The 12,757-nt window shown below is 71.2% G+C and carries 12 protein-coding genes; 5 read left to right on the forward strand and 7 right to left on the reverse strand.

What is annotated here, in order from left to right; all coding sequences use genetic code 11:
- Nucleotides 1-19 precede the first annotated feature (19 nt).
- Nucleotides 20-1,972, reverse strand: coding sequence for an ABC transporter substrate-binding protein (locus tag FGM06_RS12305; protein ID WP_144799530.1), 1,953 nt, complete (start codon nucleotides 1,970-1,972; stop codon nucleotides 20-22).
- A gap of 226 nt (nucleotides 1,973-2,198) precedes the next feature.
- On the opposite strand from FGM06_RS12305, the gene FGM06_RS12310 reads away from it, so the two are divergent.
- The gene (locus FGM06_RS12310; RefSeq protein ID WP_144799531.1) at nucleotides 2,199-2,696 is read left to right on the forward strand and encodes a LabA-like NYN domain-containing protein; all 498 of its coding nucleotides are present in this window, start codon (nucleotides 2,199-2,201) and stop codon (nucleotides 2,694-2,696) included.
- Nucleotides 2,697-2,705: 9 nt separating this feature from the next.
- Here the strand turns inward: FGM06_RS12310 and FGM06_RS12315 are convergent, their stop codons facing one another.
- From FGM06_RS12315 to dapA, 6 genes are read right to left on the reverse strand one after another with little or no spacing between them, the layout of a single operon-like run.
- Nucleotides 2,706-3,926, reverse strand: coding sequence for a M20/M25/M40 family metallo-hydrolase (locus tag FGM06_RS12315; RefSeq protein ID WP_144799532.1), 1,221 nt, complete (start codon nucleotides 3,924-3,926; stop codon nucleotides 2,706-2,708).
- Nucleotides 3,923-4,873, reverse strand: coding sequence for a diaminopimelate epimerase (gene dapF, locus FGM06_RS12320; protein ID WP_144799533.1), 951 nt, complete (start codon nucleotides 4,871-4,873; stop codon nucleotides 3,923-3,925). Before dapF ends, FGM06_RS12315 begins: the two co-directional genes overlap by 4 nt.
- Nucleotides 4,870-6,279, reverse strand: a complete 1,410-nt coding sequence (gene lysA, locus FGM06_RS12325) for a diaminopimelate decarboxylase (RefSeq protein ID WP_144799534.1) — start codon at nucleotides 6,277-6,279, stop codon at nucleotides 4,870-4,872. The genes dapF and lysA overlap by 4 nt, the downstream gene beginning before the upstream one ends.
- Entirely contained in the window at nucleotides 6,276-7,115 is an 840-nt protein-coding gene (locus FGM06_RS12330; RefSeq protein ID WP_144799535.1) for a 2,3,4,5-tetrahydropyridine-2,6-dicarboxylate N-succinyltransferase, read from the reverse strand. The genes lysA and FGM06_RS12330 overlap by 4 nt, the downstream gene beginning before the upstream one ends.
- A gap of 57 nt (nucleotides 7,116-7,172) precedes the next feature.
- Nucleotides 7,173-7,967 carry a 4-hydroxy-tetrahydrodipicolinate reductase gene (gene dapB, locus FGM06_RS12335; protein ID WP_144799536.1) on the reverse strand — a complete coding sequence of 265 codons (795 nt, stop codon included), beginning with the start codon at nucleotides 7,965-7,967 and terminating at the stop codon, nucleotides 7,173-7,175.
- A complete protein-coding gene (dapA, locus tag FGM06_RS12340) occupies nucleotides 7,964-8,965 on the reverse strand; it encodes a 4-hydroxy-tetrahydrodipicolinate synthase (RefSeq protein ID WP_144799537.1) in 1,002 nt (333 codons plus the stop codon). The genes dapB and dapA overlap by 4 nt, the downstream gene beginning before the upstream one ends.
- Nucleotides 8,966-9,286: 321 nt before the next feature.
- Here dapA and FGM06_RS12345 point away from each other — a divergent pair, with 321 nt between their 5' ends.
- The 4 genes from FGM06_RS12345 to FGM06_RS12360 all read left to right on the forward strand — a co-directional run bounded on the left by FGM06_RS12345 (nucleotide 9,287) and on the right by FGM06_RS12360 (nucleotide 12,757).
- Nucleotides 9,287-10,141 (forward strand): HD domain-containing protein, encoded by an 855-nt coding sequence (locus FGM06_RS12345; protein ID WP_144799538.1) that lies wholly within the window; start codon nucleotides 9,287-9,289, stop codon nucleotides 10,139-10,141.
- Nucleotides 10,142-10,241: 100 nt separating this feature from the next.
- On the forward strand, nucleotides 10,242-10,763 hold the full coding sequence (locus tag FGM06_RS12350) for a PUA domain-containing protein (RefSeq protein ID WP_144799539.1): 522 nt from the start codon (nucleotides 10,242-10,244) through the stop codon (nucleotides 10,761-10,763).
- Nucleotides 10,764-10,824: 61 nt separating this feature from the next.
- Entirely contained in the window at nucleotides 10,825-11,511 is a 687-nt protein-coding gene (locus FGM06_RS12355; RefSeq protein ID WP_144799540.1) for a 2,5-diamino-6-(ribosylamino)-4(3H)-pyrimidinone 5'-phosphate reductase, read from the forward strand.
- A 322-nt stretch (nucleotides 11,512-11,833) separates the two neighbouring features.
- Nucleotides 11,834-12,757, forward strand: coding sequence for a coiled-coil protein (locus FGM06_RS12360; RefSeq protein WP_144799541.1), 924 nt, complete (start codon nucleotides 11,834-11,836; stop codon nucleotides 12,755-12,757).

The following is a 12,757-nucleotide window of genomic DNA, read 5'->3' on the forward strand; positions in this document are numbered from 1 at the left end:
AGGTGTGGTGGGGGCGGCGTTACTGATCGTATCTCCACGCCGGCAGGTTCCACCCGTTCGAGAAGTTCTCGATCGGGCCCTCGAGCCCCTCGCGGTAGCCGACCGTGCTGTCGGGGAACGCGAGCATGATGTACGGCTGTTCCTCCGCGAGGTTGGCGAACAGCTCGACGAGCGCGTCCGCCAGCTCCTCCTCGCTCGTCGCCTGCTGCGCGTTGTCGAACAGCTCCTGCGCGTCGAATCCGGGGTAGTAGCCGACCGGGTTGTAGAACGCGGTCGCCCCGTCGAAGAAGGCGTTGTTGGTGATCGGGTTCCGCGGGTACGTGTTCAGGCCGAACACGATCTCCATGTCCCACTCCTCGTTGGCCGTGACGTTGCGCGGCCCGGGGTTCGTCGCGCTCGGCGACGTCCACTCGACCTCCTCGCCGTTCACGGTGTCGACGAGCTCGTCGGGGACCTCGGTGACCTCTCCCTCCTCGTTGCGCTCAGGCGTCGGGAACTCGGTCGTGGTCCAGTACTCGTTGTTGAACCGGGTGCCGTCGATGGCCTCGACGCTCACGTCGATGCCGAGGTTGTTCCCGAGCTCCTGCGCGATGAACTCGCCCATCAGCTGCTCGGTCTCCTGTCCGGCGCTGTGGTAGATGCTGAGCTGGACCTGGTTGCCGTCCGGGTCGACCATCGTCTCGCCGTCGAAGCCGTAGTCGTACTCCGACTGTTCGAAGGCGTCCTCGGCCAGTCCGCGAGCGAACTCGCTGCCGTAGCGGTCGCCGACGCCGAACTGCGGGATCTCCTCTTCCGGCGGGTAGAACTCGCTGAAGCGGGGCTGCCAGGTGAAGTGGGTCTCGGCGAAGCCGCGGAACACGCCGTCTATCAGGCTCTGCTTGTCGATCGCGGCGGCCATCGCCTGCCGGAACGCCGTGTGCCGGAACATGTTGCCCGGCCCCGTCGTCCAGCCGTTGTCCCGCATGTTGACCGAGATCTTCTCGTTGTACGGCTGCGGGATCTGGTTGACGTATATCTCGTCGTTGTTGCGGTACTCCTGTACCCGCTCCGGAGGGATGGCCGCTTGGTCGACCTCGCCGGTCTCCAACGCGCCGAGCCGGGAGGCCTGTTCGCCAAGTACCCGGATCTCCGCGGAGTCGAAGTACGGGGCCTCGTTGAACACGTCCGGGAGGTCGTCGGCGTCCCGCAGGTAGTAGTCGTCGTTGCGGCTGTACTGGGTGCCGCCGTCGCGCTGCCACTCGTCGAGCACGTACGGCCCGAGGTTCCCCGAGAACTGGAGCTCGAGGAGCTCCTCGTCCTGCCGGAGCCCCTCGGTGTCCTCCTCCGCGACGTACGGTTCGAGGAGGGCCTGCGGGATCGGGTACAGGAGCGGGTCGTAGCTCTCGGGCCAGAGGAGCGACGGGCTCTCCAGGGTGGCCTGGAACTCGTACTCGCCCGTCTCCTCGACCGTGACGCCTCGCCAGCTCGTCGTCGCCGCCGAGCTCGCCCAACCGCCCTGGTGGATCTCCTGGATCAGGTAGACGAAGTCGCTCGCGGTCACCTCGCCGTACGGGTCGCTGAACCGGAGCCCCTCGCGGACCTCGAACGTCCACACCTCGCCGTCCTCGGTGGACATGTCGTAGAGGAGCGGGACGTACTCGTTCTCCGCGTCGAACGTGTACCCCTGATCGAGCGCGCGAGCGATCGCGTTGCCGGCGCCGTTCTCGGTGTTGTAGATCGGATTGAGCGTCGTGAACGAGGCCGCCGCGGCCGTCGCGTACGTCGACGTGTCGGTCCCGCCGTCGTCGCCGTCCGTCCCGTCGCCGCCGTCGGTCCCGTTCCCGGTTCCCCCGTCGCCGCCGTCGCCGCCGTCGCCGCCGTTACCCGAGCAGCCGGCGAGCGCGGTCGCGCCGCCGATACCGAGCATGGAGAGCCACTGCCGACGTCCGAGACGCCGACCGTCGTTGTTGCCGTCAGTGTGTCGCCGTGACATACCAAGAGACAACGAGTGTACCTACTAAAAACTTCAGATGTTCAGACGGAATCGGTGTATATCCGCCAAATTCGACCGTTAAGGGCGGATAAACTCACCACAAAATGTCAATTTGTAAACGGACAGGCACATCTTTCGGTCGCGACGGCTCGTTCGGGCGGTACGGGCCGTCCGGTCGGCGACGCGGATCCCAAAGCCCCTAAGCCGCGCCGGAGAACGGGACGGTATGACCGAGATCCATCCCGACCAGCGCGTCGCGGTGCTCGCGGATTCGCAGAACCTGTATCACTCCGCACAGAGCTTTTACTCCCGCAACATCGACTACTCGGGCCTGTTGGAGAGCGCCGTCGACGACCGCGCGCTCGTCCGGGCGATCGCGTACGTGATCCGGGCCGACTCGCCGGAGGAGGAGAGCTTCTTCGAGGCGCTGCGCGACATCGGCTTCGAGACGAAGATCAAGGAGATCAAGACGTTCGCCGACGGCTCGAAGAAGGCCGACTGGGACCTCGGGATGAGCCTCGACGCCGTCTCGCTCGCGAGCCACGTCGACACCGTCGTGCTCTGTACCGGCGACGGCGACTTCGCCCGGCTCTGCTCGCACCTCCGCCACGAGGGCGTCCGCGTCGAGGCGATGGGATTCGGCAACTCCGCGGCCGACGAGCTGATCGAGGCGGCCGACGAGTTCGTCGACCTCTCGGAGGAAGAGGAGACGTTCCTGCTCTAGACGACGGCGTCAATCGGACCGGTTTCGCGCCTCGGCGTCGCCGAGCAGCGCCGCCATCGACCGCTCGACCGTCGCCGCGGCCGCCTCCACCTCCCGCACGCGGACGTACTCGCGCTCGGCGTGCGCGACCGCGCCGGCGTCGTCGGCGAGGTCGCCGGGGCCGAACACGACGGTCGGCGCCGGCGCGAAGTACGACGCCTCCGTCGCCGCCCCGAACGGGCGCACCGCGCCGCCGCGGTCCGCCGGAAGCCCGACCGAATCGGCCGCCGTCCGCGCCGCGTTCGCGACCGCCTCCACCAGCTCGTGGTCGGGGTCAGTCGAGAACGCCTCGAAGAAGGGCGATTCGCGGTCGGTGAGCGCGACGTCGACGCCGACGTCGTCGGGGACGCGCGATCGCACCGCGGCCGCGAGCGACGAGCGGAACCCCTCGGCCGTCTCCGGCGGGACGCTCCGTCGGTCGACGGTGATCGCGCAGTCCGCGGGCACCTGGTTCGTCGCCTCGCCGCCCTCGATGACGGTCGGCGTGAGCTTCGGCGGGCCGAGCTGCGGGTGTTCGTCGGCGTCCGCGTCGAACGTCCGGATCGCGGCGAGCGCGCCCTCGGCGGCCGCGACGGCGTTCGCGCCGGCGAACTCCGCGGCGTGAGCCGCGGTGCCCGACAGCTCGACGGTCCCCTGGAACCGTCCCTTCGCGGCGGTGCAGGCGTCGAGGCCGGTGGGCTCGCCGACTAAGTACAGGTCGCCGTCGAGGCGGTCCTCGGTCCCCGGCAGCTTCCCCGTCAGCGCCGCCGCGCCGAGCGACAGCGCCTCCTCGTCGGGCGTGAGCGCGAGCGTGAGCCGGCCGCGCTCCGGGTCGGCGGCGAGGAATCCAGACAGGAGCGCCGCGAGCGGTCCCTTCGCGTCGCAGGCGCCGCGTCCACGGATCACTTCCTCGGAGGGCGCGTCGCCCGGCTCGGCCCCGGTCCGCTCGCCCTCGCGGGCCGCTCCCCGCTCGAAGGGGACGTGCGGCGTCACCGTGTCGAGGTGGGTGTTCGCCACGAGGTGGGGCCCGGCGTCCGGCGCGGGCGACCGCTTCTCGGCGAGCACGCAGCCGCCGGCGACGACCTCGCTCTCGACGCCGAACCGGTCCAGCGTCTCGACGACGAGCTCGCGGGTCCCGTCGACGGACTCGTGAGAGGGCGTCCGGACGGCGCGGTCGAGGAAGGAGACGGGGTCGAACGACGGGTCGCTCATCGGGGGTCGGCCGGCAGCGTGCCGGTGAACTCGTGAGCGACGGGCCCGGTCAGCGTCGCGTGGCCCGCGTCGGGCACCGTGATCTCCAGTTCACCGCCCGGCGGGCGGCTCACGGCGGACTCACCGTCGATCAGGTCGAGCCGGCGCGCGGCGGCGACGACCGCCACCGCGCCGGTCCCGCAGGAGCGGGTCTCGCCCTCGACGCCGCGCTCGAAGGTGCGCTGGTCGAGGACCGCCGGCCCGTCGCCGCTCCCGTCGTCGACGACCGCCGCGAGGTTCACGTTCGCGCCCTCGGGGAAGACGTCGGCGTGACGGACCGGCGGGGCGACGGCGTCGAGGTCGACCGCGTCGATGCCGTCGGGGTCGTCGCGCCCGCCGTCGACGAACGCGACCGCGTGCGGGACGCCGGTGTTGACCGCCGTGACGGTCAGCCCCGCGACCGGCTCGTCGATCAGGGGCTCGTCGCGGGCGACCGGCACCCGCCGCGGGTCGAACGTCGGCTCGCCCATCTCGATGGTCGCGGCGGTCGCGTCGGCGTTCACCGAGGCGCGGCGGGTGCCGGCCTGCGTGTCGATCATGAACTCGCGGTCGCCGGTCCGGTCGTGGGCCCACCGGGCGACGACGCGCGCGCCGTTGCCGCACATCGTCGCCGTCGAGCCGTCGGGCTGGACCAGCGTCATCACGACGCGCGTCGGGTCGAACCGCTCCTCGACGCTTAAAAAGAGGACGCCGTCGGCGCCGCGGCGGTCGGCGTTCCCGTCGGGGCCGGTGACGCCGTCGCCCTCGACGCCGGCGCCGAAGTCCGCCCCGTTTACGCCCGTCTCTCGGTCGCAGTGGGCGCGCGCGAACGCCGCGCGGTCGCCGACGCTCTCCGCGCTCGCGTCCACGACGAGGAAGTCGTTGCCCGTGCCGTGGTACTTCTCGACCGGGACGGCGTGGGTGCTCATCGCTCTCCCCCCGTCTCCGGTTCGGTGGGCGTTCCGGGCTCCGTCGCCGTCTCCGGCCGGTCGGCCGCTCGCTCGGCGGCCGTCACGTCGGCGAGGCTCTCCCGGCGTCGGGCGATCGTCGCGGTTCCGTCGTCGAGCGCGACCTCCGCCGGCCGCGGTCGTGAGTTGTATTGGCTCGCCATCTCGTATCCGTACGCGCCCGCGATCCCGACCGCGAGGAGGTCCCCGCGGACCGGGTCGGCGAGCGCTCGGTCCCTACAGAGGGTATCGCCGGTCTCACAGATAGGTCCGGCGACCGTGACAGCGGTTGCCTCCCGCTCCTCGGGGGCCGGCGCGTCGCTCCCGTCGGCTCCCCGTCCCCCGCCGAGGTTCCTGATCGGGTGGTACGCGTCGTACATCGCCGGGCGAAGCAGGTCCGTCATCCCGGCGTCGACGCCGACGACGCGCTCGTCGGGCGTCGGCTTCACCGTGTTCACGCGCGTCAGGAGGAGGCCCGCGTCGGCGACGACGTACCGGCCGGGCTCGATCGCGAGGTCGACGCCCGCGGGCAGCGGCGCGACGGCCTCGCGGGTCGCCTCGGCGACCGCCGAGAGGTCGAGCGGGGGATCCGCCTCCTCGTAGGGGACGCCGAACCCGCCGCCGACGTCGACGTACTCGAGGTCGAGGGGGGCGGCGTCGCCGGTCGGATCGGTCAGGTCGCGCGCCAGCTCGCCCATCCGCGCGACCATCTCGCGGTGGCTGTCCAGCTGGTCGGGGTCGATGCCGGATCCGGCGTGGGCGTGGATCCCGACCACGTCGAAGCGCTCGGCGGCCGCGCGGGCCGCGTCGGCCGCGCGGTCGTACGGGATCCCGAACTTCGCCGCGCCGCCGGTCCGGACCTTCGCGTGGTGGCCGGCGCCGACGCCGGGATTCACCCGGACGCAGACGCGCCCGTCGTAGCCGCGCTCGGCGAGGCGGTCGAGGGTGTCGACCGCGCCGACGGTGACAGTGAGGTCGGGCTCCGCCTCGGCGACGCCGACGACGTAGTCGAGGTCGCGGGCGGGCGGGTTGACCGCGGTGTAGTGGAGGCGGTCGCCGCCGAAGCCGGCCGCCAGCGCGCGGTCGACCTCGCCCGCCGAGGCGCACTCGGCGTCGAGCCCGGCCTCGCGGACCGCTTCGAGGACCGCCCGTCCGGTGTGGGCCTTCACGGCGTACCGGACGTCGGCGTCCGGGAAGGCGTCGCGCAGGCGCTCGCAGTTCTCGCGCACGCGGTCGAGGTCCTGCACGTAGAGGGGCGTGCCGTGCTCGGCCGCGAGGGCGGCGAGGCGGTCCGCGTCCCAGTCGCTCACGCGCCGGACCGGGGGGTCGCCGTCGGCGGGATCGTCGCCGCCGGAGTCGGCCGCCGCCCCCGCGTCGCGGTCGCTCATTCGCGGAGGGCGTCCTCGCGCCGCGTCGCCTCCAGCGTGTCCTCCTCGACGTGGGTCGCGACGACCGCGGGCTTGTACGCGCCGCCCTCGAACAGCTCGTGGTCGCCGACGGACGACTCGACCATCCGGGTGAACGCCCGGCGGTCGGCCGGGAGGTGGCCGTAGAGGACCTCCTCCTCGACGAGGTCGTAGACCGGGATCCGCGGCGTGAGGAGGGTGTTCTCACCGACGATCGAGTTCTCGCCGACGCGGAAGCCCGAGGTGACCCGACAGCCGGCGCCGAGCGAGACGCCGTCCTCGACCACGACCGGCGCGTCCTCGACGGGTTCGAGGACGCCGCCGATCAGCGTGTTGGCGCCGAGCTTCACGTTCTCGCCGAGCTGCGCGCAGGAGCCGACCGTGTCGCAGGAGTCGACGAGGGTGCCGTCGCCGACGTGCGCGCCCATGTTGACGAACGAGGGGCTCATCATGATGCAGTCGCTCCCGAGGTACGCGCCGCGGCGGATGACGGTGCCGTCGGGGGTGTTGCGGGTGCCGCGCTCGCCGAGGTCGGCGGTGTCGCGCAACGGGAGCACGTCGTAGTAGGTGACGCCGCCGTGCTCGCGGGGCTCCGTCTCGCGCAGGCCGAAGTTCAGCAGGATGCCTCGCTTGACCCACTCGTTGGCCTCCCAGGTGGTCACGTCGTCGCCGGTCTTCTCGGCGGCGCGGACCTCGCCAGCCTCCAGCGCCGAGAGGAACGACTCGAGGACCTCGGCGTCCTCGCTCGTCGCGTCGGCGACGGTCAGTCCCTCCTGATAGCGGTCCCACAGGTCGGATACGTCGGATTCGAGCGTCATTGGGTGAAGTATGGATGAGTGTCGGTATTTATTCGTCGATATGTGTATGTTCTGCGGTTATTCGCTCCCGGCGTCGAGCACGTCGTCGAAGCCGTACCAGCCGGGGTCGCGGCCGGCGAGCCAGTCGGCGGCGTCGAGCGCGCCCTCGGCGAACACCCCGCGGTCGCCCGCGCGGTGCGTGAGCGAGAGCGTCTCGCGGTTCCCGGCCACGAGCACCTCGTGCTCGCCGGTGACGTCGCCCGCGCGCCGGGCGTGGACCCCGATCTCGCCGGCCTCGCGGGGCGCGTCGCCCTCGCGGCCGTGGACCCGCTCGTCGAGGTCGTCGCGGACCGACTCCACGTCGTCGAGAATCGACTTCGCGGTGCCCGAGGGGGCGTCGCGCTTCCCGTTGTGGTGCGTCTCCGTCAGCTCCACGTCGTAGCCGGGGAGCGCGGCCGCGGCCTCGCGGACCGCGCGGCGGAGCGCGGCGACGCCGCGTGCGAAGTTCGACGCCTTGAGCACCGGGACCGCGTCGCTCGCGGCCCGGAGGCCGTCGAGCTGCCCGCCCTCGAAGCCGGTCGTCCCGGTGACCAGCGGGACGCCCGCGTCGGCGCAGGCCTCGGCGTAGGCGACCGCCGAGGCCGGCCCGGTGAAGTCGACGAGGACGTCCGCGGACTCGGCCGCGAGCAGCTCCCCCAGCCGGTCGGCGTCGTCGACCGCGACGCCCGCGACGGGCTCTGTCGCGGTGCGGTTGACCGCGACCGCGACGGCGACGCCCTCGCGGTCGACCGCGGCCTCGATCACCTCGCGGCCCATGCGACCGCCCGCGCCGGTGACGGCGACGGACAGGGGGTCGGTCGGGCCGTCGCTCATTCCGCGTCCCCCGCCGCCGCGGGCTCGACGGCCTCGGGGTCGACGGTGCCGGGCGCGCTCTCGTCGTACTCGGCCAGCAGCTCGCGGAGGACTTCGCGGCGCTCGGCGGAGAGCCGCGAGAGCGGCGAGCGGACCAGCGGCCCGCCCTGGCCGCGGATGTGCATCGCCTCCTTCACCGGGATCGGGTTCGTCTCGGCGAACAGCTCGCGGACGAGCGGCGAGAGCTCGTGGTGGAGCGCGCGGGCGCGGTCGTAATCCCCTGAGAGCGCGGCGCCGACCATCGCGCAGGAGCGCTCCGGCTCGACGTTGCCGACGACGCTGATCGTGCCGGTCCCGCCGATGGAGATGACTGGTAAGGTGAGCCCGTCGTCGCCGGAGAGCACGGAGAACGCCTCGCCGCGGGTGCGCTCGATAACCTCGCTGATCAGGTTCAGGTCGCCCGAGGCCGCCTTGTACCCCTGGATGTTCGGGTGTTCCGCGAGCTCGGCCGTGACGTCGACGGGGATCGACTGGCCGGTCCGGCTCGGGACGTTGTAGACGATCTGCGGGAGGTCGACCTCGTCGGCGATGGTGCGGTAGTGGTTCAGGAAGCCCTGCGCCTCCGGCTTGTTGTAGTACGGGGAGATGAGGAGGAGGCCGTCCGCGCCCGCGTCGGCGGCGCGCCGGGAGAGCGAGAGCGCCTCGGCGGTGTTGTTCGATCCGGTGCCGGCGATCACGGGGATGTCGTCGAGGGCGTCACGGACCGTCTCGATCACGTCGACGTGCTCGTCGTGGCTCATCGTCGCCGACTCGCCGGTGGAGCCGACGGGGACGACCCCGTCGACGCCCGCGCGTTCGAGGTAGCGAGCGTTGTCGGCGAGCTGCTCGTGGTCGACCTCGTCGTCCTCGGTGAACGGGGTCGTCATCGCCGGGTACACCCCCTCGAAGGGCTCGTCGGTCTGTTCTCGGTCCGTCTCGGTCTGTGCTCCGTAGGGCGTCGTGGTGGTCGCGTCTGTCATGGGTGAGTGCGGGTGTCTGCGATTCGTCGGTGTCTGCGATCGGTCGAACGGACTGCGCGCGGGTCGGGGGTCGTCCGGGACGGGGTCGCCACTCCCGCCGGCGGACGGCTCACGCGCGTTTTTTCGAGAAGAGCCGCGTCGCTGACGGCGTCGGCGAGCCGCGTCCGGACGCGGGTCGGGTCACACCCGTACTGGACGCCTGTACCGCTTATAAGTTGTGTCTCTGGTCGAAACTGCCGGTCGACGGACGGGCTCCCGGAGCGCCGTCCACGGGTCGAGCACGCACACCTTTTAGGTCGCCGACGCGTCTTCACCGATCTCATGACCGACCCGGCCGAGTCTCCGAGCAACCCGGACATCGATCCCGACACCGACGCCGACCGCCACGAGTACGACCCCGACGCCGAGCACGCCTTCCCCGACGACCGGCTCAACGAGATGCTCGACCGGATCGCCTCGGACGCGGAGATCACCGCGTACCTGGCGGCGCAGAACGTCAACCCCGTCGACCGGAAGGGGTACAACGACCACGGCGCGAAGCATATCGAGATCGTGCGGGACCGCGCGCTCCGGCTGTACGACCTGCTGAAGGCCGGCGGCGTCGAGTTCAACGGCGCCCGCCAGCAGGGGCTCGACGAGGCCGACGAGGCGGTCGTCATCGCGCTCGCGGCGACGCTCCACGACATCGGCCACGTCGTCCACCGCCACGACCACCCGTACTACTCGATCCCGCTCGCGGCCGACCTGCTCGACGACCTCCTTCCCTCCTTCTACGACGTGACCGAGCAGGTGCGCGTGAAGGCGGAGGTGCTCCACGCGATCCTCTGTCACCACACCGAGGAGCAGCCGCTGACGCTGGAGGCCGGCGTCGTCCGGATCGCCGACGGGCTCGACATGGAGCGCGGGCGCTCGCGGGTCCCCTACGAGGAGGGCGGCCGCGGGATCAACACCGTCTCCTCGCAGGCGATCGAGCGCGTCTCGCTACGCCAGGGCGAGGAGACGCCCGTGCAGATCGTGATCCGGATGAACAACGCCGCGGGCGTCTACCAGGTGGACTCCCTGCTGAAGGCGAAGATGGAGGGGTCCCTGCTGGAAGACCGGATCCAGACGATCGCGATCAACACCCACAGCAACGGCGACGGGACGGAGTCGATCGTCGACCGGATCGAGCTGTGAGCGGACCGTCCCGTCTCGTGCGGCCCGGGCCGCTCGGTGTCGGGCGGTCAGGACCGTCCCGTGTCGTAACGGCTTTGCGCGTGGCCGGGACAGTGCGGGTATGACCGACGCCGACGCGCTCGCGGACTTACGGACCGGCGCCGACTACCAGTTCGGCGCCGCCGCCGGCCGCGCCCTCTTCCCCCCGGACGAGCCCCTGACGGTCCGCCGGTCGAGCGGCGGCCGCCCGCGACAGGTGATCGTCGGCGACGTCGACGACACGCCCGGGAGCTCCGAGGGCGACCGCCTCGTCTCGTACGGCACCGACGGGCGCTTCACGCTCGGGGTCGCCGGCGGCCGGCGGCTGCGCGAGGCGCTCGCCCCGCCGCGACACCGGATGGTCGTCGGCGAGGAGAGCGAGCCGTTCGTCCGCGAGGGGCGCAACGCCTTCGCGAAGTTCGTGACCGCGGCCGACGACGGGATCCGCCCCGGCGACGAGGTGCTCGTCGTCGACGAGGCGGACGCGCTGTTCGCGGTCGGCCGCGCGGAGCTCTCCGGCGCGGAGGCCGAGGCGTTCGCGAGCGGCGTCGCGGTGAAGGTGCGGAACGGGGTCGGCGGCGACGGCGCCGGCGACGTGGAATAGCCGGCGTCGACGCGGAGTAGTCGACCGAAACGACCATTCCCCGCCCCCGTCACGCACGCGTATGCACGTCGTCGTCAACGCCGCCCAGAGCGTCGACGGGAAGCTCGCGACGCGGTGCCGGGAGCAGCTCCGCATCTCGGGGCCGGAAGACTTCGACCGGGTCGACCGGGTCAGGGCCGCCGCCGACGCGGTGCTCGTCGGCGTCGGGACGGTGCTCGCCGACGACCCGCACCTCACGCTCGACGAGGAGGACCGCCGGGTCCAGCGCCTGCGGAACGGGCGCCCCGGCCACCCGGCCCGCGTCGTCGTCGACTCGGAGGGACGCACGCCGACCGACGCCCGGATCCTCGACGACGCGGCGACGACGTACCTGCTCGTCTCGCCGGCGACGGCCGAGGAGCGCCGCGAGGCGCTGACCGCGGCCGGCGCGGAGGTCGTCGCGGTCGATGAGGAGACCGACGGGGGGCACGTCGACCTCGCGGCCGGGTTCGCGGCGCTGGCCGACCGCGGCGTCGACCGCCTGATGGTCGAGGGGGGCGGCGAGGTGATCTACTCCTGTTTCGCGGCGGGGCTCGTCGACGAGCTCCACGTGTACGTCGGGTCATTGGTGGTCGGCGGCCGCGACGCGCCGACGCTCGCCGACGGCGAGGGGTTCACCGAGGCGTTCCCGCGGCTGGACCTGGTCGACGCGGAGCGGCTCGACGACGGGATCGTGCTCTCGTACGAGGTCCGGGGCGACGCCGAGTGAGGCCCCGGCGCCGCCCCCGAGACCCCGCGGGCGACGCCCGGTAGCGCCCGCGAACGGTGACCGGCGGTGCTCCGAGGAACGTTTCATAAATAGCGATGGGTGTGTGATCGTTCGCCACGGATCGGCGGGTATACGGCCCGTGCTACCGGGTTACACCCGATCCACCGAAGTCTTTATATGTCGGCCTGCGGTAGGATCTGGTACCAGAACGCCTCCGGCGCTGGTGGGATCGCACGCTGAAATGAACGGGAGCTCTTGTGAACGGCCCGACGCACGACGGCGAGCGACCGCTACCCCCGGAGCGGTGATGGAGAGATAAAAAATGGTAACGAAAGACGAAGTCATCGATCAGTACGACATCGAACCGATGGACGAGGCGGACAACGTGGACCTTTCCGAGGACGACCTCGAGAACGGGTCGAAGGGACAGCTCATCAAGCGCGCCGGTCAGCTGCGAGACCGACGCAACGAGCTGAACCAGATGGCCTCCGAGCGCGCCTCCAAGCGCGACGATCTCAACGCGAAGACGCGCGAGAAGGTCGACGAGGCCCAGGAACACCGCGAGAAGCGCGACGAGCTCAACGAGCAGGTCCAGGAGCACAAGGACAAGCGCAACGAGCTCAACGCCGAGGCCAACGAGCTGTTCGACGAGGTCGAGGACCTCAAACAGGACATGGAGCTCGGCTCCGGCAAGTCCATCGAGGAGCTCAAAGAGGAGATCGAAGACCTCGAGTTCCGGCAGCAGACCGAAGTCCTCGACGCCGAGGACGAGCGCGAGCTCATCGAGAAGATCGACGAGAAGCGCGAGAAGCTCGCCGAGAAGAAGGACAAGGTCGACGACACCAGCGAGCTCGACGAGCTGGTCGAGGAGGCCGAGGAGGTCCGGTCCGAGGCGTCCCAGCACCACCAGAAGGTGACGGAGCTCGCGGACAAGGCCCAGGAGCACCACAACCAGATGATCGAGGCCTACCGCGAGGCCGACGACATCCGCGACGAGGCCGACGAGATGCACGAGCTGTTCGTGGAGGCCCAGGAGGCCGCCGACCGACACCACGAGGACTTCGTGCGCGTCCAGAAGCGCCTGCGCGAGCTCGACAAGGAAGAGGAGCGCGAGCGCAAGGACGAGCGCGCGGAGAAGCGCGAGGAGGAGAAGGAGGAGGCCGAGGAGATCTACCAGAAGTTCAAGGAGGGCGAGACGCTCGACACCGAAGACCTGATGAAGCTCCAGAAGACCGGCCTGCTGTAA

It is taken from the genome of Halorubrum depositum (assembly GCF_007671725.1).
GTDB lineage: Archaea > Halobacteriota > Halobacteria > Halobacteriales > Haloferacaceae > Halorubrum > Halorubrum depositum.

Coding starts and splice junctions, on each gene's coding strand:
- FGM06_RS12305 (WP_144799530.1), bottom strand. CDS start 1,972: ATGTCACGGCGACACACTGACGGCAACAACGACGGTCGGCGTCTCGGA.
- FGM06_RS12310 (WP_144799531.1), top strand. CDS start 2,199: ATGACCGAGATCCATCCCGACCAGCGCGTCGCGGTGCTCGCGGATTCG.
- FGM06_RS12315 (WP_144799532.1), bottom strand. CDS start 3,926: ATGAGCGACCCGTCGTTCGACCCCGTCTCCTTCCTCGACCGCGCCGTC.
- dapF (WP_144799533.1), bottom strand. CDS start 4,873: ATGAGCACCCACGCCGTCCCGGTCGAGAAGTACCACGGCACGGGCAAC.
- lysA (WP_144799534.1), bottom strand. CDS start 6,279: ATGAGCGACCGCGACGCGGGGGCGGCGGCCGACTCCGGCGGCGACGAT.
- FGM06_RS12330 (WP_144799535.1), bottom strand. CDS start 7,115: ATGACGCTCGAATCCGACGTATCCGACCTGTGGGACCGCTATCAGGAG.
- dapB (WP_144799536.1), bottom strand. CDS start 7,967: ATGAGCGACGGCCCGACCGACCCCCTGTCCGTCGCCGTCACCGGCGCG.
- dapA (WP_144799537.1), bottom strand. CDS start 8,965: ATGACAGACGCGACCACCACGACGCCCTACGGAGCACAGACCGAGACG.
- FGM06_RS12345 (WP_144799538.1), top strand. CDS start 9,287: ATGACCGACCCGGCCGAGTCTCCGAGCAACCCGGACATCGATCCCGAC.
- FGM06_RS12350 (WP_144799539.1), top strand. CDS start 10,242: ATGACCGACGCCGACGCGCTCGCGGACTTACGGACCGGCGCCGACTAC.
- FGM06_RS12355 (WP_144799540.1), top strand. CDS start 10,825: ATGCACGTCGTCGTCAACGCCGCCCAGAGCGTCGACGGGAAGCTCGCG.
- FGM06_RS12360 (WP_144799541.1), top strand. CDS start 11,834: ATGGTAACGAAAGACGAAGTCATCGATCAGTACGACATCGAACCGATG.